Origin of the sequence: Vibrio kagoshimensis (genome assembly GCF_050337535.1) — a bacterium.
Lineage (GTDB): Bacteria > Pseudomonadota > Gammaproteobacteria > Enterobacterales > Vibrionaceae > Vibrio > Vibrio gallaecicus.
The window spans coordinates 144285-165750 of sequence record NZ_JAKJSZ010000004.1 but is presented as its reverse complement, the minus strand read 5'-3'; the positions used below and the strand labels follow the sequence as shown (position 1 = coordinate 165750).

At 39.4% G+C, this 21466-nt stretch carries 20 protein-coding genes; 14 read left to right on the top strand and 6 right to left on the bottom strand.

Annotation, left to right across the window (positions count from 1 at the left end; all coding sequences use genetic code 11):
* Positions 1-98 precede the first annotated feature (98 nt).
* The 6 genes from L4C37_RS04295 to luxQ all read left to right on the top strand — a co-directional run bounded on the left by L4C37_RS04295 (position 99) and on the right by luxQ (position 6572).
* On the top strand, positions 99-299 hold the full coding sequence (locus tag L4C37_RS04295; protein ID WP_372265472.1) for a hypothetical protein: 201 nt from the start codon (positions 99-101) through the stop codon (positions 297-299).
* A 64-nt stretch (positions 300-363) separates the two neighbouring features.
* Positions 364-1038, top strand: coding sequence for a YceH family protein (locus L4C37_RS04290; protein WP_429767971.1), 675 nt, complete (start codon positions 364-366; stop codon positions 1036-1038).
* Positions 1039-1079: 41 nt separating this feature from the next.
* Entirely contained in the window at positions 1080-1391 is a 312-nt protein-coding gene (locus tag L4C37_RS04285) for a GIY-YIG nuclease family protein (RefSeq protein WP_137373728.1), read from the top strand.
* Between the two features lie 68 nt (positions 1392-1459).
* Entirely contained in the window at positions 1460-2626 is a 1167-nt protein-coding gene (locus tag L4C37_RS04280) for a conjugal transfer protein TraF (protein ID WP_273296811.1), read from the top strand.
* A gap of 287 nt (positions 2627-2913) precedes the next feature.
* The gene (locus L4C37_RS04275; protein WP_137373730.1) at positions 2914-4011 is read left to right on the top strand and encodes an autoinducer 2-binding periplasmic protein LuxP; all 1098 of its coding nucleotides are present in this window, start codon (positions 2914-2916) and stop codon (positions 4009-4011) included.
* Complete coding sequence (luxQ, locus tag L4C37_RS04270; RefSeq protein ID WP_429767970.1) at positions 4011-6572, top strand: quorum-sensing autoinducer 2 sensor kinase/phosphatase LuxQ; 2562 nt, start codon at positions 4011-4013, stop codon at positions 6570-6572. Before L4C37_RS04275 ends, luxQ begins: the two co-directional genes overlap by 1 nt.
* 163 nt (positions 6573-6735) lie before the next feature.
* Here luxQ and L4C37_RS04265 read toward each other — a convergent pair whose 3' ends face one another.
* Both L4C37_RS04265 and L4C37_RS04260 read right to left on the bottom strand, forming a co-directional pair.
* Complete coding sequence (locus L4C37_RS04265; protein WP_137373732.1) at positions 6736-7401, bottom strand: PilZ domain-containing protein; 666 nt, start codon at positions 7399-7401, stop codon at positions 6736-6738.
* Between the two features lie 165 nt (positions 7402-7566).
* Positions 7567-8553 (bottom strand): sensor domain-containing diguanylate cyclase, encoded by a 987-nt coding sequence (locus L4C37_RS04260; protein WP_429767969.1) that lies wholly within the window; start codon positions 8551-8553, stop codon positions 7567-7569.
* Positions 8554-8742: 189 nt separating this feature from the next.
* Between L4C37_RS04260 and L4C37_RS04255 the strand changes: the two genes are divergently transcribed.
* Positions 8743-9087: a HopJ type III effector protein gene (locus tag L4C37_RS04255; protein WP_429767968.1), complete on the top strand. Its 345-nt coding sequence runs from the start codon at positions 8743-8745 to the stop codon at positions 9085-9087.
* Positions 9088-9185: 98 nt separating this feature from the next.
* Here L4C37_RS04255 and L4C37_RS04250 read toward each other — a convergent pair whose 3' ends face one another.
* Both L4C37_RS04250 and L4C37_RS04245 read right to left on the bottom strand, forming a co-directional pair.
* Positions 9186-9494: a DUF1289 domain-containing protein gene (locus tag L4C37_RS04250; protein WP_429767967.1), complete on the bottom strand. Its 309-nt coding sequence runs from the start codon at positions 9492-9494 to the stop codon at positions 9186-9188.
* A 212-nt stretch (positions 9495-9706) separates the two neighbouring features.
* Positions 9707-12685, bottom strand: a complete 2979-nt coding sequence (locus L4C37_RS04245; protein WP_429767966.1) for a hypothetical protein — start codon at positions 12683-12685, stop codon at positions 9707-9709.
* A gap of 401 nt (positions 12686-13086) precedes the next feature.
* Here L4C37_RS04245 and yegD point away from each other — a divergent pair, with 401 nt between their 5' ends.
* The 7 genes from yegD to L4C37_RS04210 all read left to right on the top strand — a co-directional run bounded on the left by yegD (position 13087) and on the right by L4C37_RS04210 (position 19846).
* Complete coding sequence (yegD, locus tag L4C37_RS04240; protein ID WP_273297143.1) at positions 13087-14442, top strand: molecular chaperone; 1356 nt, start codon at positions 13087-13089, stop codon at positions 14440-14442.
* Positions 14443-14610: 168 nt separating this feature from the next.
* On the top strand, positions 14611-15291 hold the full coding sequence (locus L4C37_RS04235; RefSeq protein WP_137373738.1) for a DUF3313 domain-containing protein: 681 nt from the start codon (positions 14611-14613) through the stop codon (positions 15289-15291).
* A 6-nt stretch (positions 15292-15297) separates the two neighbouring features.
* A complete protein-coding gene (locus L4C37_RS04230; protein WP_137373739.1) occupies positions 15298-15525 on the top strand; it encodes a DUF3820 family protein in 228 nt (75 codons plus the stop codon).
* Between the two features lie 322 nt (positions 15526-15847).
* Entirely contained in the window at positions 15848-17455 is a 1608-nt protein-coding gene (locus L4C37_RS04225; RefSeq protein ID WP_429767965.1) for a mechanosensitive ion channel family protein, read from the top strand.
* 422 nt (positions 17456-17877) lie between these two features.
* Positions 17878-18162 carry a hypothetical protein gene (locus tag L4C37_RS04220; RefSeq protein ID WP_137373741.1) on the top strand — a complete coding sequence of 95 codons (285 nt, stop codon included), beginning with the start codon at positions 17878-17880 and terminating at the stop codon, positions 18160-18162.
* A 135-nt stretch (positions 18163-18297) separates the two neighbouring features.
* On the top strand, positions 18298-18750 hold the full coding sequence (locus L4C37_RS04215; RefSeq protein ID WP_372265460.1) for a hypothetical protein: 453 nt from the start codon (positions 18298-18300) through the stop codon (positions 18748-18750).
* A 256-nt stretch (positions 18751-19006) separates the two neighbouring features.
* Positions 19007-19846, top strand: a complete 840-nt coding sequence (locus L4C37_RS04210; protein WP_273296657.1) for a tetratricopeptide repeat protein — start codon at positions 19007-19009, stop codon at positions 19844-19846.
* A 247-nt stretch (positions 19847-20093) separates the two neighbouring features.
* Here the strand turns inward: L4C37_RS04210 and L4C37_RS04205 are convergent, their stop codons facing one another.
* Positions 20094-20414, bottom strand: a complete 321-nt coding sequence (locus tag L4C37_RS04205; protein WP_273296655.1) for a heavy metal-binding domain-containing protein — start codon at positions 20412-20414, stop codon at positions 20094-20096.
* 40 nt (positions 20415-20454) lie between these two features.
* Positions 20455-21465 carry a LysR family transcriptional regulator gene (locus L4C37_RS04200; protein WP_429767964.1) on the bottom strand — a complete coding sequence of 337 codons (1011 nt, stop codon included), beginning with the start codon at positions 21463-21465 and terminating at the stop codon, positions 20455-20457.
* Position 21466: the final 1 nt, after the last annotated feature.

Below are 21466 nucleotides of genomic sequence, written 5' to 3'. Positions count from 1 at the left end.
GTGTATTAATTGGACACTCACATAGAAGGACGATTGTCTTTCATCGATAGTTCACTATATTATCTACGCTAGAAATAACATTGATATGAAAATGCGAAATGAATCAACAAACAATACAGGATGACTTCGAAGATGATTATGATCCTGGCTACTCTAAAGAGCATGAGAAAATTCGCTCTGCGTACGTTAAAGAGCGCAGATATTTAGAAGTGATAGAAATTGAGCTAAATCGTTCTAAAATCATAATGATTGATGAGCAAGGTCGTAAACGTAAAGTCCCTATTTTGTCTGAACACTAGCTTATAAGTTCGTAAACATTCAAAAATGTTTAGATGGAATTCAAAACAATAATAAGGAAAAATTATGAATATTGTGCTTTCACCTATTGAAGCTAGAATCATTGGTTGTTTGATTGAGAAAGAAGTGACAACACCGGACCATTACCCATTGACTCTGAATAGTTTGACGACAGCTTGTAATCAAAAAAGTAACCGTGAACCTGTTTTGGCACTATCAGAATCTGATGTTTTGGATGCCGTTGATGGATTGATTAATCGCCGCTTAGTGAGTGATGAAAGTAGCTTTAATAGCCGCGTGAACAAATACCAACATCGTTTTTGTAATACGGAATTTGGTGATCTGCAATTCTCTGAGCAAGAGCGAGGCATCATTTGTTGCATGTTATTACGTGGTGCTCAAACGCCTGGAGAGCTTCGTACTCGTACTAACCGCTTAGCTGCGTTTAGCGATGTTAAAGAAGTAGAGGCTGTGTTAGATAGGCTTTCAGTAAGAGAAGCCGGTGCTCTTGTGGTGAAGTTACCACGTGAAGCGGGTAAACGTGAGTCTCGTTACCAACATCTACTGAGTGGTGAAGTGGATGTTGAAGCTATGGAGAGTGCAGCACCTACCAGTTTTTCTTCTGGCAAGGCGGCACCTTCGGCGGCCAATGATGAAAAGCTTGCTGAACTAGAGTCTGAAGTTGCGAGCTTAAAAGAAGAGTTACGTGAGCTAAAAGAACTCGTGAATTCATTGTTGTAATGCATAGCGGTTAAATCTTTTATTTTGAATATTCTCTTTGAATGAATACCACTAATGATAATGCGGATTGGGTCGTCTACTTAATCCGTAATTGCCACAATGCATTGTATTGTGGAGTGACAAATAACCTTGAACGGCGTTTTAAACAACACCAAACAGGTAAAGGGGCAAAAGCTTTAAAAGGCAAAGGACCTCTAACGCTTGAATGGCACCTCTCAGTTGAATCCAAAAGTATTGCTCTCAAAATGGAATATGCCATTAAGCAACTGACAAAAACTAAAAAAGAGAAAATTATATCTTTGCAAACATCGCTGCAGCTTGTTGATGGGCAACTCATTATTTGTGGTTATTGATGCATATATTCCATTGATAGTGCTAATCTTATTTATGCGACATATAAAATAATAAGGTTAATACGGATATGAAACAATTCAACAAGTTAACGTTGGCAGTGGGCTTAGCGTGTACAACATTGTCAGTAAATGCAGCAAACCACGTGGCTGACGGACGTGGTAATGCAATGGGTAATACGGGTGTAGCATCCGCTGATTACTTAGTGGCTCCTTTTTATAACCCTGCGCTTGGCGCAAACTTTCGTGAACATGACGATTTTGGTCTTTTGTTACCAGCAATAGGGGTAACAGCAAGAGATACAGATGATTCACTTACCACCCTAGATGATCTACAAGACGCTATTGATCGATATGATGACATGATCAACAACGGCCAAATTCCTTCCCAAAGTGACATCGACCAACTGAACGCTTACATGGATGACTTGCAAGGGAATTCACCATTGGCTGTGACGGCTGGCGCGAGTATCGCTGTGGCACTTCCAATCAAAGCTATTTCGACAAACTTATTTTCTCGTGGATATGTTGAAGTGATTGCGGTGGAAGAAATTGCAGACAATACGGGTAATTCTGCCGTTGATGTAGAGAACCGATATAACGACTCATATGTTGCGATGGCGGCTTTTGGATATGCTGAGCTTGGTATTTCATTTGCAAAAGAGTTCACGATTAATGAGCAAAGGTTTTCATTTGGTGTTTCACCAAAATACCAAGAGCTGACGACATATTCTAACCGCCAAAGAGTAAAAGACTTTGATTTGGAAGATTATGATGAGTCGGAGGTGTCTGAAACCGCGTTTAACTTTGATATTGGTGCCATGTGGTATAAAGACAACTATCAAGTCGGTTTCGCTGTGAAAGATGTCATTGCTCAAGAAGTTAAATTTTCGCAAGGTACTACAGGGGCTTATGAGCTAAATCCTCAAGCAACGGTTGGTTTTGCGTATGCTCATGAATATTTCACTCTAGCCGCTGATGCTGACCTAACCGCTCAAGAGCGTTTTAAAAACCTTGACGATGACACTCAATTTATCCGTTTGGGCATCGAAGGCAATGCTTGGGGCTGGGCTCAGTTAAGAGCTGGTTATGAGATTGATTTAGAAGATACATTAGATGATTCATTAACGGCAGGTATCGGGATAAGCCCATGGGATGTGGTTAGCTTTGATTTAGCAGCAAGTTACGCTGGTGATAATCAATTTGGTGCTTCGGGTAACTTAGCACTAACTTTTTAATTAGCACACTGTCTAATCTTGTCGATACTTATCAGCTAGTGGGAAGTAATCACCCATTACAATCATAAATATTGCCACCTTAAATGGTGGCTTTTATCCGTTTAAATGATGAAGTCGTATTGATAAAATTCTCTAAAAAACAAAAACAGAACGTTGTTCCAATGTAATGTTAATTTTCTATCATTTTTTCTATATGTCCTACATAATGGGCATAAGTCATACCTCGATATGACAATGTGCTAGGTAAAGAAAATGAGCCAAAGTAGCTCATAACAAATGAGAAAAAAATGAAACGTTCACTTATGTTACTTGGGATGGCTTTATGCTCTAGTCCCGCCATGTCGCACGGAACACATATACTAAATGATTATTGGGAATATCAAGAATTCCTTGATCATTTTTCGGAGCAAAATGAGCTAACTCAGAAGCTGAATGAGGTTGTTCAAAATCGTCCCAAGCCATTAACAATAAGACAAGATAAACCTATAACTATTTCTATAGTTTATCCTGGGCAGCAAATTTCAGATTATTGGGTGAGGAATATTCAAGCGTTTGAAAAGCGTTTAGACCGGTTGAAAATTGATTATCAAATTAACCAAGTTTTTACTCGTGTTAATGGCGATATCACTCAACAAAGCATTTCTTTACAAGAAGCAATTAAGAATAAAACGGATTATTTGATTTTCACTCTGGATACAACTAGACACCGAAAATTCATCGAGCATGTATTAAATGCTACCGACACAAAGTTAATCTTACAGAATATAACCACTCCGGTAAGAGCATGGAAAGAACGTCAGCCATTTATGTATGTGGGTTTTGATCATGCAACAGGCAGTTTGAAACTCGCTGACTACTTCAAAGAAAATGCTAAAGAAAACGCTCAGTACTCGGTGTTATACCGTTCTGAAGGTTATATTAGTGATGCTCGTGGTGATACATTTATTCATGACATAAATTCAGAGACCGACTTTAAACTCACCTCGTCGTTTTATACAAAAGCAACCAAAGAGAGTGCTTATAAAGCCGCAAAACTCAGTATCCAAAAAAATGAAGACTTAGACTTTATTTATGCGTGTGCAACAGATGTAGCCCTTGGTGCCGCTCAGGCAATTCAAGAGTCGGGTCGCACAGATATTTTAGTCAACGGTTGGGGTGGCGGTTCTGCTGAACTTGAAGCACTCGAAAAAGGTGAGTTAGACGTGACCGTCATGAGAATGAATGACGACACTGGCATTGCCATGGCTGAAGGCATTAAATGGGATCTAGAGGGGTATACTGTGCCGACTGTATATTCTGGAGATTTTGCCATAGTCACTAAAAATGATTCCCCGGAGCGAGTGTCTCGGCTTAAAGCTCGCGCGTTTAGATATTCAGGACAGTAATGAAAAAAAGCTACGCCATTATGCCTCGTAACACCCTAGCAAGACTAATCACTCGTATTATCATACTGGTTATCGGTGTGATGGCTATTGGCGTGCTTATTCATAACTATGAAACTAGCAGTAATATTATTAAGCAAGAAACCAACCGAACTATTAAACAAACCTCTAGCTTGATTCAGAACATGTTTGATTACCGTCTTTCGGTTTTGCAAATACATCAAGACAGTAGTTCGAATAATGAAACTCTTCGCAGTTACTTTAAAAGTGGCGATAAAGATGAATTGAACTATTTCTTTTTTGGGATAGATCAAAGGGAGCCAAATCACGCTCCAGATTTACGTTTCATCACCACCCACAATGGTCTTGAATGGGATGATGGCAATGCCCAGTTTTACGGATTCACTCATAAAAGTTTAGAGAATGTATCCAATGAAGTTGCTTTTAGCAGTAATTGGCATTTTTTAAAGCTAGATACAGATATGGGTAAGCGCCATTTGCTGTCTCGACGTACTCCAATTATTGATAATGAATCTGGTGAAGTGTTAGGGCAGTTATATATAGCCGTCATCCTCGACAATAACTTCTCATTAGCTGAATCTATCCAGCAACGAAGTAATTGTGAAAACATCATTATTGAAGCTCACGGTCAACCTGTAACTTCAACTTTTAAGGGGAGCGAAAGCTACTCAATTTCAGATGTCTTACGTTATGGATCTAAAAGTGAACTTGCTGAACACTTTGTTACGGTTGTCCCTATAACGATTAATCATGTGGAAACACCACTCATCATCCGAGCGGTTCAAAAGAATAATAATGTTATCGAATTAGAACAGAATTACGGAAAAGCGATTGTAGTAATCGTAATCGGAATTCTTTCATTGTCGTTTTTTGCAAGATCATGGATTCAGAGACGGGTTTCAGGAGAGTTAGATAAATTGATGGACTATACCCGCGCCGCGAGTGAAGGTGATTCCCATCAAAAATTTGAAGGCTCTGAAATTTATGAATTTCATCATATTGGCTGCACTCTTGCTGATGCTTTTGAGCGCATTGCAGAGCAAAACCAAAAGTTTCAAGACCTTTTCAACTTTTCACATTCTCCTATTTTGGTTTGGTCTGAATCTGGTGTGCTGATTGAGATGAACCCTGCGGCTCAAATGGCTTTATCTGTAAATGATGAAGAAGAGCGTATGTTCGCCAAGAAATTTGAACAAGAAATGCTGCCTAATATCAAAATGGTTCTAGATGGAGCAAAACTAACAGGTATCAATGTGCCTATCGGAACTAAGGTATTCCGTTGGAATATTTCTGCGATAACGGTAGAACATGATGTGTCAGGCGTGGTGGTGCAAGGTCAAGACATCACAAAACTGATTGATGCCGAAAAACAAACTAATATTGCCCGTAAAGAAGCGGAAAATCTGGCCAATATTCGAGCCGATTTCCTTGCGAAAATGAGCCACGAAATACGCACGCCATTGAATGGTATTTTGGGTATTTCACAATTACTCAAGCGAACGGTTGATCACGAAAGTAATATTAAACAGGTCGATATGCTTTGTAATAGTGCAGAACATTTACTTGCTGTTTTGAATGATATTTTAGACTTTTCAAAAATTGAGCAAGGGCAGTTTAGCATTCAGAAAAAAGCATTCCTTCTATCAGATATCGTTAGTACGCTGAATAGTATTTATAGACCACTCTGTGAAGATAAACAGATACATTTAATTTTAGATAACCGAGTTACGGACAAACTTGAGATTAATACCGATCAGGTTCGTTTGAATCAAATCCTGTTCAATCTTTTGAGTAATGCAATCAAGTTTACTCATCAAGGGCAAGTGTCTGTCACTTTTGACTTAGGCTCAGATTTTAATACCAATACTGCTGATTTGATTATTTCTGTGAAAGATACCGGTATTGGAATAGAAGAGGGCAAGTTAGATGTTGTCTTTGAACCTTTCATGCAAGCAGAAGAAACGACTACCCGTGAGTATGGTGGTACTGGGTTAGGGCTTGCGATAGTAAAGAATCTTGTTGATATGTTGCAAGGTGATATTAAAGTTCAGAGCTTTAAAGGGGTTGGCTCTGAGTTTATTGTTGAAATTCCAGTGGAATATGTCACACGAACTTTACCCGAGGAACCAAGTCTTTTTGAACTAGACACCAAAGAGTTATTTGATGTTGAATTGAATGTACTTCTTGTTGAAGACAATCACACCAATGCTTTTATTGCCCAGGCATTTTGTAAGAAGTATGGGATGAGAGTGACTTGGGCCAAAGATGGGTTAGAAGCTCTTGCTATAGTTCAGCAGGAGTCGTTTGACTTGATCTTGATGGATAACCAACTGCCAAACATTGGTGGAGTTGAAACAACAAAACGTATTAGAGAAGAGTTTCATATATCTACGCCAGTCTACGCTTGTACTGCAGACACACAAGAGTCTACGCGGGAAAGCTTTCTTGCCGCTGGTGCAAACTATGTCATTATTAAACCAATTAAAGAAAAGGCGCTACACCAAGCTTTTGTTCATTTTAAACAGCATTTCGTAAATAGCTGATTCATCGTTTGAACGGGTTTTAGTGACAAGTATGGGAACTTAGCATGCAGTTGTGTCTGTTCATAGATAATTGCCTTACTTAAACGAATGCTTTAGCGCTTTAATAAGCACGCTTTAGATAGAAAGAAGTTACATGAGAGTCTTCATTTCTTTACCAAATAAATCAGAGAGAGCCGGAAAGGAAAGCCTGTTCTAAAAGCTCTTTTTTGAGGTTCTCATTCATTTCTACTGGTTCTTTAAATTGAACCCCAATCAACCATCCTTTGTTATGCTTCTTTTTGCTCACTACTTGGTAAACTAATTCGTCTGGTAAGTGCGCACTTAATGCTGATTGAACTTTGAGCTTTATGCCGTTTTCGATATCAGACTGTTCTGAAAAGTAGAGCCCGCAACCAGAAACCGAGAAATCTAAAATAGTTGCATCGAATAAAAGAGTTCCGAAATGGACTTGGCACTCGAGATCGATTTTATACCGTTCGTGCTCTCTGATCGGTTTAGATGCATAGTTCGTTGGTGGACGTAGAAACAGTAAATGTGCAGGTTTAGAAATTGAGCTTAGGATACTGGTTTTAAAAGCAACAATATGTCCGAGTTCTGTGTCTGTGACGGCTCGAACCACAATGTCTACATTATTGAGTTTGCGTAGAGTTAAACTTTCGACTGACTTTTGTGAGAGTTCAATGATTAGGTATTGTTCTTGTTTGCAGCCAATATAAATTCCGTTAACAGGGATTGAGTCATTTGGCCCGAAGTTGATAACCGCTGCAGCTCTAATCCCTGATTTTAGGTATCGACTCAAATCGTTTTTTTTATCTGTAGTTGAGTTCATTCAATTTCAATATTGATTATGTATATGATTAATATAACGTTCAATACTATAGATGTCAGTTTTTTCACCGATTTGTATGCGTATTAATTCATATTTTATAAACCAACGTGACATTACCTAGGGGCTTGATAAATTTAGAACCACTTCTAGAAGTGGTTGCATAAACTATTCGGTTTGTTTCTTGGCTTTTTTCATTTGTTTGTGTCGATACATATTTTGGTCTGCTTCACTTAACAGTGTTTCGAATGACAGGGGGCTGTAGCAATCAACAATACTGGCACCAAAGCTAATGGAAGTATTATTGAGCTGAACATTAGCGTTGGCTGCTTCCTTATATTTGTCTTCCATTCTGTTTGCCATCAACATCAACTCTCGCCGTGAGCCAATTAAAGAAATGATGATAAATTCATCCCCACCCAGACGAGCGATGATATCGCTCTCTCTACAGTTATCTTGAAGCACCTTGGCTAAAGTAACTATGCAACGGTCGCCTGCGTGGTGACCAAAGTTGTCATTTACGTATTTTAGGTTATCGATGTCTAAATATACGACGCCAATTGCATGTTGATATCTGCGGGCATCTTTAAATTTTTGCTCCCCTAGAGTTTTTAAGCCTCTTCGGTTGCTCACTCCTGTGAGTTCATCTGTGATGGCAAGATCTTTGATCTTATTGAAATCAGAAATCATTTTTAGGTCAGCTGTAATCAGAAGACAGAACTGAGTTAATAATGCCTGAAGTGTTTCGTTATATTCCGTTGGTTTAGTATCGATTACACAGATGGTGCCAAAAATTTTTCCACTCGGCCAATAAATGGGGAGACCACAATATGATTGGACATGCCCACTTTTTACCGCTGGCGCGTTTACCCAATCTGGATTGTCCAATGCATCATGTATATAAAGTTCTTGCTTGGTTTCAATGATCGTTCGGCAAAAGCTTTGTATGGAACGTGGCCAGTTGTCACCTTCTTTGAGAAAGTTATCTTCATTTTTGCTGGCAACTACCACATTAAAATCATCTTCACGCATTTGAACAATAGTGCCGCATGCCGAGTTATAAATTTCAGAGATTAGGTCTACGGTTTGTTGCCATTTTGACAGGTCTAATTGCGTTGGTTTGTTTCCAAGTAAGCAATCATTTTCATTCAACATTTAGCAATGTCCATATTATTATTTATATCAGTATATACCTAGACTGGCTGAAGGTATGTATTCGCTAAGCGAATAGTGATTTCCTTAAACCAATTTTTAAAGCGTGGTTTACAACGGAAGGAATTATCTTTTACTTAACAAAGTGAAACAGGGTAGACTTTAATTCATCAACTGCTAAGGAGCACTTAAATGGAACTTAATTCATTCTTAACGAAACTCACTTCCTCGCCTGAAAGTATTCAATTTGAAGAAACAATATCGGTAATTGAAGCGAATTACACTTTTTCACCAAGTGAATTTAAAAATGGTGAAGTGATGAATCTTGCTGGTGAAAATAATGGGTCATGCAAGATATTTGCTTTTGGTAACTTGCAGCAGTTATCTGTAGACCAAACATTGGCTTGTTTTGGGCAGTTTTACCGTAAAGATGTGCTCGAATTTCCTGAGAATGAAGATCATCAAAATATTCGAAACTTTATCAAATTTGGCTGGGAAGGTGTTCAATTTTCTCAGCAAGCTCTTGCTAATAAGTAATAAGTAATAAGTAATAAGTAATAAGTAATAAGTAAGAAGTAAGAAGTAAGAAGGTCAGCTGTTTGATCTTCTTACTATTGGCAATCAACATATTGTATTTATTCAACTGGTAATGCCGTCAGGCAGTTTCTACACATGCATAAGCCAGCTTTAGGGACAGAGCTTGTGTCTCTTTTTTCAAGCTCAAAGCACCAGCAAGTTTCTTTGCCCATACTAATGTCACATTGCGCGGATTTTTCACATTGCGGGCAAGTGTGTGTTGTACTTGTACCGTCTAACTTATCCATAATTATCTTTCTATCATCATCAGAAAGTTTGCTCCAACCCATAATCTCGTTGATTGTTCGGTGGCAGCCACTGCAAATACCACCCTCATTTTTACATGCTGCTTTACAAGGCGTTTTCATTATTAAGACCGTTAGCTTTAAAGAGGAGAGGGACTCTAGCACAAGTTGATTGAGATTCGTATTAAGTGGAACTATTTCGATTTAAGGGGCTTATATTAATTTAAGGGGCTTATAAAAATAAAGCCAAACATACTGTCGCATGTTTGGCTTCATGATTACTTTCTTTGATTATGTAGAGTCTTTTTTTAGCACTTCTACAGTTTGACCGATCTCTAAGGTTGGTTCACAACATCCTCGCTCAAAAAGCCTAATGCAGTTAGCTCACCTTCAGAATCTGGGTGCGCATAGTTATTAAACCAAATTTCACCCGTTGAATTGATGTCGTTTCCTTGCCACTCGGTTGAAGTAGTAAAGACTTTAACGTTGAACTCTATGCCGTTGCTATAAGCAAGTGCCATATAGTCTGTTGCAGTTTGTGCTGCGTCATTATCATCAGTATACGAGAAGCTCAAAGCGATGATGCCACGTTCTTCATCATGCATAGCCCAAGTGAAGGTCATGGTTGCATCAGCGATAAGTTCGCCATTCTCATTGAACTCTTCAAATTGACCCGTACCAGCAGTTTCCGTGTCGTGTCCTTCCCCGTAGAATGTTAAGCGTTCATCATCGGAGTGGAACACAAGCTCATCTGAAATGAAGTCAGAACTAAACTTAGGAACTCGATAGTTTTGTTCGTCCTTACATCCATCTAAGGCTTCTAGATATTGAGCATAGCTAAAGAAAGTAGTTGGAACTTCATTGACGTCATCCCACTCAGAATCATTGGTGTTACATTCTTTTAAGGCAGCATCAAGGTCAAGTTCAATATAGGTACCCATCCAAATTTCACCAGCTTCTGGGTCATAATTGGCGATACGTAATTGATCTTCTTCACTACCGTCAGAGATGTAAGCTCGGTAATCCCAAAGGTTATTAGCATCGTCACCGATTTCTAATAGCCCGTCTTCATTTATGTTCCAATAGTTATCTCTTGGTTCACCATTTTTGAAACGAAGTAATTGGTTATTTGCAGCAAATGCTTCTGTTCGTGTTTGTCTCGAACCATTCACTCGGTATAGGACTTCACCTTCAAGTTGCATTTCTTCGAGGTTACAACCTTCTAACTGTGCTTTGAAGTCTGCAAGTGTCGCTCCGGATTCAACCTCAGTGATAGGACACCAACCCTCTAGGTTAATAGCACCAAGCAGTGCAGTTTTTGCAACTTCATTGAGTAAGAAGCCGTCATCGTCTTCAATTCGCTCTCCTGCTTCGAATCGATCGCCTTGATAAACTTTATTGTCGTAAATCGATAGAATGAGTTTATTGGTATCTTCATCCCAATTGTCTCCCCATGCATCGCTCGCTGCCATAGGTACATTGAACGTAATGATACTTTGTTCATTTACGGTTACTTGTTCCCATGTACCAGAACCAACAACCGTGACATTACCAGGCATGTTGGTTTGCTCATTCCAGCTCCAATCCATAGAGACGTATACCGCTGTATTATCATCGACAAATTGCACACCGATATCCCAACCTAACGAGATACCTTTCACACTTGAAGTAACATCACCGGTTTCAGCTTTATCTGCGGCCGCTACCATTAACTCATCAAACGTGACGGCATTGTGTCCATCATCATCGGTATTGCCAGAAGCACGCCAGAACCATGGTTGATTCCATAAGAAGTATTGATCAGTATCTGGTGTGAGTTGTACAACGCCACCTTCAGCCCCTTCCGGGAAGACAGCTTCAGTGTCGACGTAATCCGAAAGTTCACCAGCGTTATCAGCAATGCTTTGTCCTGCTAATGCTTTAACATATCCAAATGCTGTAGAAGTTAAAGCCGGGATTTGTTTTGGATAAACACTGACAGAATCACTCGAAATAGCTATCTCAAACACATCGTTAAAGGCTACCCATCCAGTAGAGGTTAACGCTATATCTTGGTCATCTTCGTCGTATAGATCTTGCTCCCACATCGCACCATCAGGTTGAATTTCATAGTTTGCTTGAAGTGAAGCAATGTTATTTGCCACCTCGAACTCTTCCATGAAAATGCTGATATCGGTTTGTTGTTCACCCATGGAATCTTGGTAAGAGTCTTCATCAGCCCATAAACTGTAGAATGTGCTGTTGTTTTGCATGAACGCAATAACTTGTTCAATTGGGGATAAATCTGGCGTATTCGGTGAAGAATCATCTCCATCTAGAATACCGTCGTTATCATCATCAGGATCTTTGATGTCACCAATGCCGTCATTATCATTATCTGATGTTTCTGTTGGATCGAAAGGAAGGTCATCTTCTAAATCAGGGGTACCATCATTATCGTCATCCAAGTCGGCGTTATCACCAGTAAGATCGCCATCAGAATCTACCCATTCAGTTGCATCATCAGGGGCAAAGTCGTTGTCGTCGATAACGCCATCACCGTCTGAATCGGTTTCAATCACGTAGCCATCAGGATCGTTTTCATCAATGATCAGAACCAGATTATCGTCTATGTCGAGTTCTTCCCCTTCTTCTAAATTAGCTTCAAGTTCATCTATATAATTCGCTACGCCTTCATTAACTGCTTGAGCGTCATCCAGTAGGGTTGACCCTGAATTATCTTCATCTGCATCACTTGCAAGGTCTTCTGTTGTGGTTGGGAGTATATTGTTATCAACTAAGCTTTCCGCACCAAATGCGGCGGCAGTATTACCGTCTTCAATGAAATCTCCGAGAACTTCATCGGTTTCAATGCCTAATTGTGTCGCGACTGTCATAACCGCTTGTTCTTCGGTCATTGAATCATCACGTTCTAAAATAACGTGAACTAAGGTGGAAAGAGGGGTGACATCTTGCTGACCAGCAGGCGCTGACATTACATAATCACTGGCAACTTCAGTCCCAGTGTCTTCATCAATGGTTTGTCCTTTTATTGCCCTAACAATAACAGAGTAACTTTCGGGGTTAGGTATGCCGTTAACATCGAGAGTAGCTTTACCTCCAGCCCCTGTGGTCGCTGATGGTTCATTTGCATCCAATGCAAAGTTACCATTTAAGTCGAGCCAGACTTGGGCATTTTGTAAGTAGCCATCAATTGCCGTAACGCTATAACCAGATGAAGATGCGGAGCCGCTAGAGCTATCACTATCAAAACATCCGACTAAGCCTAAGCTTGATGTTAAGCCGAGTGCTAATACAATTTTATTTTTATTCATTGTTCATCCTAAACAGTTGTCTGTACTTATTTAAGTCCAATAAAAACTTAGGAAATAGAACTACCTGCGTCAAACATGCCAAGCAATGTGAATCATATTGTTATTCAACTTGATTAAGATGTTGGTTTTATAAAGTGCTGTAAACTAAAGACTATTTATTTATTAGTTATATCGTTTTTATTATGCTTTAACTGCTAGTTATTTAAATTACTGATAATACTAACTTTAAAATTCATACAGTTTTTGTGGTTATATTGATCTTTGTACAATATTTGTGATGAATATCACCAATGGTGTCGCAGGGTAAATTGCTGAATTTCTGGAGTTAAGTGCTTACCAACACTCGTAATCGTTCTAGGTTTGATGTAGCATCTTTCCCCTTTTCTTGAGTGGAGGATACTATGTTTATTGGATTTGATTATGGTACCGCGAATTGTTCAGTTGCGGCTGTGCTTGATGGTCAACCAACGTTATTACCTTTAGAAGGTGACAATTATTATATTCCGTCCACTGTTTGTGCTCCCACCCGTGAGAGTGTTTCAGAGCATTTGTTTCGCCATTTAAATATTAAGCCAAGTGATACTGTTGGTGAGCAAGTTCTTCGCAGAGCTATCGCTGCAAACAGAGACGAGAGCATTGAACTTGTTCGAGAAGATATGGCATTTGGGCAAGCTGCCTTAGATCTTTACCTTGAAGACCCAAGAGATGTTTATTACGTAAAATCACCGAAATCATTCTTAGGTGCCAACGGTTTACATGATGTTCAAATTAGCTTTTTTGAAGATCTGGTTTGTTCAATGATGGCAAATATTAAGACCCAATCCGAGCTGACTACCCAAACAGAAATATTACAGGCGGTGATTGGTCGCCCAATTAACTTCCACGGTCGTGGTGGTGAAGAGGCCAATCGACAAGCTGAGAGCATTTTGTATCGTGCTGCAAGGCGTGCAGGCTTTAAAGATATTGAGTTTCAATTTGAGCCCGTTGCCGCAGGTCTTGAATATGAAAGTACGCTAAAAGAAAACAAAACCGTGCTTGTTGTGGATATTGGTGGTGGTACAACAGATTGCTCATTATTAGACATGGGACCAAGTTGGATAGGACGAACTGATCGTACTCAAAGTTTGCTTGCTCACAGTGGTCAGCGAGTGGGCGGTAATGATCTGGATATTTACCTGGCATTCAAACAGTTTATGCAGCCATTTGGCTTAGCGAGTAAGAGTACGTCTGGTATTGATATGCCTCTTACTCAATTCTGGAACCCGATTGCTATTAATAACGTTGAAGCTCAGAAAAATTTCTACTCCCGTGAAAATTTCAATGCTCTTAAATTATTACGTAAAGAAGCCGCCGAGCCAGCAAAGCTTGATCGTTTACTTAAGGTGTACCAAGACACATTAGGCTACAGTATTGTTCGCCGTGCCGAAGAAGCCAAAATTGGCTTAGCGGATTCAGCTCAATTCAAAGCTGCGGTGAACGTTGCTTCTGAATTAGTTGAAATTGATATTTCGGTTGAGCAAATGATTGAAGCGATCGAAACACCTAAGTCAAAAATGATTGAATTAGTGAAAGAAGCAATACAGCAAGGGCAAAAAGCGCCGGATGTGATTTATATGACAGGTGGTTCTGCTCGGTCTCCAATTTTACGCCAAGCGGTTGAGCAAGCAGTCCCGAATGTGCCAATTGTCAGTGGTAATTATTTTGGTTCTGTTACGGCTGGACTAGCGCGTTGGGCAGACACTTGTTTTAAAATGTAGTTTTATCAAATGTTTGTACTTCAATGGACAACCTGTTGAACTTCCCAAAGCCTGTTAATGACAGGCTTTTTTTAGATGCATTTCATAACTTTCTCTAAAGAATGTTCTCTATTCATATAAATTTCACGAGTGGAATAGTATTCTGTATGAAAAGATAGGAGCACTTTAATGACATCTCAATTATCCCGTTTAGCCTTTATTACATTGATGAGCATACTTATATTTGGGTGTGCTCAGTCCCCTAGAACTCATGCGACTAAGTTTACAAGCTATGAAGATTTTAGACCTGGTCCTGAAGGCGGCGTAGATTTAGTATGGGCGAGAATTGGTTTAAGAGATGCTGATAGGTTAAAGAGAAAGTTAGATAAGTACGATTCAGTTGTCATTGATCAGGTTTTTGTTCTTGCCGAGGAGGACTCAATCTCGGATGAAGAAATTGAAGAGCTGACGGCTTATTTTGTTCAGCGATTAAGCGATACAATTAAAGAACACAAACCGGTTGTAGAGTCACCCACAGATCGCTCACTTCGCTTAAGTATTGCTTTAAGTAATGTGGAAACACCAAATCCAATTTTAGCGGTAACCAGCAGCGTTCTACCCTATGGATTAGCAATCTCGACTATCTCAAAGATCACCACGGGTGAGCATACTAACGTAGGTAGCGCCACTATCGAGCTATTGGTCAGTGACGCTGAAAATGGTGATGCATTATTTGCGGTCGTTGATAGGCAAGCTGGGAATAAAGATTTTTCCACTATGTTGGATTCACTTGATGACCCTAAAGATGCAATCAACTTTTGGGTTGATCGCTTAAGTGTTACTCTACAGAAAATTGATAAGCCTGAATAATCGGTCATGTTACAGAAAGAGAACTTAGTTAAATTAGCAAGAATGCCTATGCCGTTTGGTAAATACGCGGGACGAGTGCTTATTGACCTCCCTGAAGAATATTTACTTTGGTTCGCTAATAAAAAGCAATTCCCAGAAGGCGAACTAGGTGAACTCATGCAGCTATGCTTAGCGTTAAAGGTCGAAGGACTAGATAGTGTAGTAAAGCCTCTTAAACATGATTTTAATTATTAGCCACCCCTAAGCTAGCCTTTTACGTTATTGCATGTATTTAATGTCCACCCTTAGATTTCTCAAGGTGGACATTAAAGCTCCCTACCTATCACCTCATTCAAAACTAACACTCAAATGTAAACATTCGCACATCAATCAATGAACAGTGGAAGCGCCTTCGTTTTAGGGGAGATAAACGTACTTTCTATAAATATGGAAGATTACCCACACATTTAATATGAGCTCATTCATATATTTCTATTTAGGTTAAATAACTCATTGTTAATTAGGTGCTATTTACTATTCTAGGAGGAAAGCTTTTAACGGTTACTAAGGAATAGGTATGAGGAAGTTAATAGGCAGCGTTGTATTAATGCTCACGTTGTTTTCAACATTTGGGTTTGCAGAAAATCTGGATAGAGTGGTAGAAGTCCAAAATAAATTATCAGCAGATTACATCATCTTAGAATCTGCACACGAATTCGAACAATCCTTCCTTGAAGATATTCTAAGGCGTAAAAACCAAACATTGCGAGAATTTATTGGTGCACAAGTTGCGGCTGGTGCAGGTGAAGAGCTCAATATGGTTTTGGTCGAGCAAGCTACGTTATTACAGAAATTGCTGCGATTAAGTGAAGTTAAAATACTCGAATTAACTAAGTTGAGTCGCAAATCATCAGGTGATGAAAAAAAGAGCTTAGAGGTGGAAGTTCAAAAGCGTATTAGTACGATGGACACTTATTACCGTCAACTCGCAGAGACATTGCGTTGGTCTCAGGCTCGCCAATTAGATGTGGTGGAGCCACTCGCAGAGTTAAAGAGTGCTCTACAAAATCGCGCTGAATTTCTGACGAATGCAATTTTTTATACCGACACTCAAGTTCAAGATATTAAGAAGCGTTTGACGTATGTAGGTGCTGATGAAAAAACACTGCTCACGACTGAAATTGTTAGGCTTGGTGAACGCACGAACATTATGGCATTAAGCTTAGAATCTACAGTTGGTTTAATGGCTGGTTTAGGCATTGATGTTACGGTTTATAGGAAAATTTTATTAGCGACAACGGGTGACATAAATGCTGACGTTTTGGATATCGACGTAGCCTTTGGCTTGTTAGAAGAGTGGGGAGCTTCTTTTAAAGATTGGGCGTTTGAGAACACGCCATCCATGATCGTTAAATTAACCTTGTTTCTAGGGATTCTTTACATCACCAGAGTCTTATCGCGTCTAACCAGTAAAACTGTCAGAAAGAGTGTTTCACATTCAAAAATGGATTTCAGTGTCTTAATGCAAGACTTCTTTGTATCTATTGCTTCAAAGGGTGTGATATTCATTGGTTTGCTCGTTGCACTTTCACAGGTTGGTATTGAACTTGCGCCATTATTAACTGGTTTTGGTGTTGCGGGTGTGATCATCGGTTTTGCCCTACAAGATACATTGTCTAATTTTGCTTCTGGTTTAATGATTTTGATCTATCGCCCATATGATGTCGGAGATATGGTGAAAGTTGCTGGTGTGCAAGGCACTGTGAAAGATATGAGTTTAGTTTCGACAACGGTTAAAACGATCGATAACCAAATCTTAGTCATTCCGAATAATAAAATTTGGGGGGATGTGATTAATAATATCACCGCAGAGAAACTACGCCGTGTCGACATGGTTTTTGGAATTGGTTACGCAGACGATATCGATAAAGCAAAAGTCGTACTAAACGATATTTTAGCCAACCACCCTGCAGTATTGAAGAAACCAGAACATATAGTGAAGTTACATACATTAAATACATCTTCTGTCGATTTTGTGGTTCGCCCTTGGGTAAAAACGGAAGATTATTGGGAAGTTTACTGGGATGTGACTGAAACGGTTAAAAAACGTTTTGACCAAGAAAACATCAGCATTCCATTCCCGCAGCGAGATGTTCATATATACAATCACGATGAGAGTGAGTAAGTCGCTCAGTCCAAGGTTAGTTAAGTCAAAAAAGATACATAACTGAGGTAGCTGATACAAAATTCAGTGTTGGTCACAACGCAACCAAAATTAGAAGACCAGAAGCCATCACTTCTGGTCTTTTTTATGGGAATAATAATAGAATCATAGACGTACCATGATCTTAGATTTCTTGTGGTTTATTTTGCTGGCAAGCTGTTATCCTTGCTGGCAAAGGTAGGTCTAGACAACATATTTCACTTCGGACAATATGTTATTATGACGCAAAACACGCGTAGCATGCTGCTCTGATGTTTAGGTTGATAACTCGCTTGTGGGTTACCGCTATTGGAGGGCGTTGGTTTTTTGTTATTTACATAAAGTATAAATAACATAGAAGCTAATTATATTTAACCTTATGATTTTTATGGAATGATTGAAAGATGTTGTTGGAAGAAATAGTTGAAATAATTGAATTTACGGATACAGACCATTTTTCTAAATCTTTAGATTTGTTTAATGAACAGGGAATTATCCATGGAAAAGAACTACCATTTTTAAATGTTGTTTTTGATAAAGCCCCGCAACAGTTAGCAAAAAAACTGAGTAGAACTGGTTTTAAAGGCGATGTACAAATAGCCAAAAGTGAAAAAACTCTTAGTTATGTTGTTTTTGACTCAGCCCGTGTAAGTTTAGTTGAAGCTGTTCAATGGGATGATGTTGTCTAATTTTCCTTTGAATCTATAGGTTAAACAGGTATCTACTAGACACTGGCTTTATTAGATAAAGATATGTATTAAGCACAAATATATTAAGTGTGGATGTTTTAGCTATAGATATATTAAACATAATGTATAAGTGAAATGATTGAGGTTGATACAGTGACAGAATTCGCTGCTGCAGAAGTTAATAAAAATAATTCGAGTGAACTCACTTTACTTGGTAGTGCACTTTTAGAAGCTCAGAAAGTTGAATTTGGACTTTACCTGGTAATTACACAACTAACGGCAGAGCATAGCTGTGAAAAAGAAAAAAAAGTTCTGAGTATTACACCTGAGGCGTTTTTAAAAGGAAGCCCTAAAAAATTAGAGCTTGCTCTCAGCTTATACGAGCAAGCTTTTGGCGACAAATTGCCTATGAATACAAATGAGATTAAAGATTTTGTTTCGCACAGAAATCTAATTTCTAATAACTTTTGGCGTGTGACCGGAGCTGATGTTAAAGGCGGCGAAAAGTTAGCAAATCCGACGGCATATTTACAAGGCTTCATAGCTAAATGTGAACAGTGGATAATCATGCTGAATAAACCTTCTTAAGGTTTCTCTCTCTTTATTGAGTTGAATGAGCAGTAAGATGATGAATAAGAGCACCTATAAGGGTGCTCTTATCGTTTCTGAACAGCATAAAGCGGATTCGATAGTTTGATATTTACTAAATTATCTCGCTGAGGTGGTGTACTGATGTTGTTAATATGTTAAATCTGGCTCAAGGGAACAGCTACTATAAGAAGATAGAATGCTAACTTGTACTAGAAGTCTCACTAATTTAATCAACAAGTAAAAGGATTTAGCGATGTTTCGCACACTACTCGTTTTTATGTTCGCTTTGTTTACTGCTTCAGTTTTTAGCGCTGAAGATGTGAAATATTCAGAGAAAGAGTATTTAGATCGACCTTTAATGGAGCGCTATATTCTCGATGAATTGAAGCAGCTTCGTTTTCAACAACAGGACTTAGAGCGTCGACTGACTATTCAGATTACCGATCGCGAACTTGAAGTCGCGGATAAGTCGCTAAATTATGTCAATGTCACGGTGACCTACTTTTTCTACATCATTGCAGGTGTAGCGTCGCTGGTGGCATTAATTGGCTGGCAGACGTTCAAAGAAATTAAACATAACACCAAGGAAATGGCAGATCAGAGACTGGATAAGATTGCGCAAGAATATGAGAAAAAATTCTTAGCTCTGGAGCGAGATTTAAAGCGTAAAACTCGAATTATTTCTGAGAATAACCGAGAGATCGAAATCATTAATGAGATACATAACTTATGGCTTCGTTCTCAAAGTGTTCAAACAGCTGAGCAAAAAATAGAAGCCTACGATGAAATATTAAAAATCCGCCCGGGAGATCTAGAAGCATTAACATACAAAGCGGACGCTGCGATGGAAATGCAAGAGTATCACTGGGCTATGAGCCTCTGTAATCGAGTATTAGAGGTGGATGACCAAAATGCTCATGCGCTTTACCAAAGAGCCTGCGCCTATGCGAGGTTAGGGGCCGAAGGGCAAGCCATTGATGATCTAGTTCGATCGATTGGAGCCAGTGGCTCTATGCGAGAGCTGCTTGCTGATGAACCTGACTTTGAAATGCTAAGAGGTCTGGAACGTTTTGAAGCACTTCTAGAAGAATAAATGTCACTTCAATAGGCGGTTTATAAGACTGAAGCTCAGACTAGGACTTGCTAGTTCTGAGCTGCGAAATAGAGCAATATATTGGCTCGCTAGACTATAAATATAGAGCCGCTAAATCATGCTGTGACATTAAGCCAATACTGAGTCATTAAACCAATATTGAGCCATTAAGCCTATGATTAACCATTGAACCTATGTTGAGCCAGTAAGGTGTGATGGTTGGTCATTAAGAGGTGATTACTTGCAATTAAGCTACGACAACAGCGGTTCCACTTGCTGAAACCATTAACATGCCATTGCCTTGTCCAAGGACTTCGTAGTCAATATCAACCCCGACTACAGCATTTGCGCCCAAGTCGTGCGCTTTTTGCTCTAATTCTTTAAAGGCGTAAGAGCGTGCTTTCTCTAGCTCCTTTTCATAGGTACCGGAGCGACCACCGACTAGGTCACGAATGCCTGAGAACATATCTTTAAATACATTCACACCGAGAATAGCTTCTCCTGCAATCACACCTTTATAATTAACGATTCTTTTCCCTTCAACAGATTGGGTCGTTGTGACAATCATAATGATTCCTTATTAAATGACTTATTTTAAGTAGATGTTATCAGTGCTGTTTTACATTGAAGCTTGGCTCCGGTTGAGCAAACTCATTTTGTAACCATGATCTTAGTTTTAACACACTTTCTTGCTTTAGTTTGTTTTTAGAGCACACGAAATAGAAGTCTTGATGTGGGTTTACAACAGGCTCTCCAAGTTCCACTAATGAACCTAGACTTATGTCATCTTTTACAAATAGTCGGTGAGTCACCAATATTCCCAGTGATCGTGTCGCAGCTTGCACCGCCTGTATGGATACATTGAAAGTTAAATGGCTATGGAAGTTAGGCAGTTCGAATCCATAGTTATCACACCAAACTTGCCAGTCGTGTTTTCTACGATTATTGATCACTCCAATGATTGGCTGACTTTTCAGCAGGGTTTTCAACTCAGCGGCTAAGTTTGTATTCGCGGTGTCGTGGCTGCTTGTAGTAGAAGAAATAGAAAGGTCAGTATTTGGGTTAATGGTATGAGCTTGAGTCACGGAAAGGTTTTCAAGTAATGATGGGCTACAAACCAGCACGAGATCATCATTACCTAACTTTTCACAATGGAAATTTTGCCACTCATCGGGTACACCATGTACTAGAGCAATATCAACCCCTTCACTATCTAAGTTGAATGCTCCCGTTAGAGTAGAAATTCTTATATCAAGCATAGGAGAAAAAGCTTGGATGCTCGGTACTCTAGGGATCCACCAGTGCATCGCGAGTGAGTTAACCATGTTCAAAGTAATTCTATTTTCATTAGCGACGTGAGCCGCCTCTGCTGTCGCGTCAATGATCTGCTCTAGTGCAGGGGCAACCTTTCGGTAGTATCGTTTTCCGTCCTCATTTAGTACAACCCGGCGACCCACTCTTTGAAAAAGTGGCTTGTTGATTTGTTGCTCTAGTGACTTTATAGCTTGGCTAATCGCTGAATGGCTTACAAATAAAAGACTAGCGGCTTCTGTCATGCTGCCTGTTTCTGCAACTGCGATGAAAGCGTAAATAGATTTTAAGGGAACGAGTTTTTTCATT

Coding starts and splice junctions, on each gene's coding strand:
- L4C37_RS04255 (WP_429767968.1), top strand. CDS start 8,743: ATGGAACTTAATTCATTCTTAACGAAACTCACTTCCTCGCCTGAAAGT.
- luxQ (WP_429767970.1), top strand. CDS start 4,011: ATGAAAAAAAGCTACGCCATTATGCCTCGTAACACCCTAGCAAGACTA.
- L4C37_RS04280 (WP_273296811.1), top strand. CDS start 1,460: ATGAAACAATTCAACAAGTTAACGTTGGCAGTGGGCTTAGCGTGTACA.
- L4C37_RS04215 (WP_372265460.1), top strand. CDS start 18,298: ATGATTGAGGTTGATACAGTGACAGAATTCGCTGCTGCAGAAGTTAAT.
- L4C37_RS04250 (WP_429767967.1), bottom strand. CDS start 9,494: ATGAAAACGCCTTGTAAAGCAGCATGTAAAAATGAGGGTGGTATTTGC.
- L4C37_RS04235 (WP_137373738.1), top strand. CDS start 14,611: ATGACATCTCAATTATCCCGTTTAGCCTTTATTACATTGATGAGCATA.
- L4C37_RS04275 (WP_137373730.1), top strand. CDS start 2,914: ATGAAACGTTCACTTATGTTACTTGGGATGGCTTTATGCTCTAGTCCC.
- L4C37_RS04285 (WP_137373728.1), top strand. CDS start 1,080: ATGAATACCACTAATGATAATGCGGATTGGGTCGTCTACTTAATCCGT.
- L4C37_RS04260 (WP_429767969.1), bottom strand. CDS start 8,553: ATGTTGAATGAAAATGATTGCTTACTTGGAAACAAACCAACGCAATTA.
- L4C37_RS04200 (WP_429767964.1), bottom strand. CDS start 21,465: ATGAAAAAACTCGTTCCCTTAAAATCTATTTACGCTTTCATCGCAGTT.
- L4C37_RS04210 (WP_273296657.1), top strand. CDS start 19,007: ATGTTTCGCACACTACTCGTTTTTATGTTCGCTTTGTTTACTGCTTCA.
- L4C37_RS04225 (WP_429767965.1), top strand. CDS start 15,848: ATGAGGAAGTTAATAGGCAGCGTTGTATTAATGCTCACGTTGTTTTCA.
- L4C37_RS04265 (WP_137373732.1), bottom strand. CDS start 7,401: ATGAACTCAACTACAGATAAAAAAAACGATTTGAGTCGATACCTAAAA.
- yegD (WP_273297143.1), top strand. CDS start 13,087: ATGTTTATTGGATTTGATTATGGTACCGCGAATTGTTCAGTTGCGGCT.
- L4C37_RS04220 (WP_137373741.1), top strand. CDS start 17,878: ATGTTGTTGGAAGAAATAGTTGAAATAATTGAATTTACGGATACAGAC.
- L4C37_RS04295 (WP_372265472.1), top strand. CDS start 99: ATGAATCAACAAACAATACAGGATGACTTCGAAGATGATTATGATCCT.
- L4C37_RS04290 (WP_429767971.1), top strand. CDS start 364: ATGAATATTGTGCTTTCACCTATTGAAGCTAGAATCATTGGTTGTTTG.
- L4C37_RS04245 (WP_429767966.1), bottom strand. CDS start 12,685: ATGAATAAAAATAAAATTGTATTAGCACTCGGCTTAACATCAAGCTTA.
- L4C37_RS04205 (WP_273296655.1), bottom strand. CDS start 20,414: ATGATTGTCACAACGACCCAATCTGTTGAAGGGAAAAGAATCGTTAAT.
- L4C37_RS04230 (WP_137373739.1), top strand. CDS start 15,298: ATGTTACAGAAAGAGAACTTAGTTAAATTAGCAAGAATGCCTATGCCG.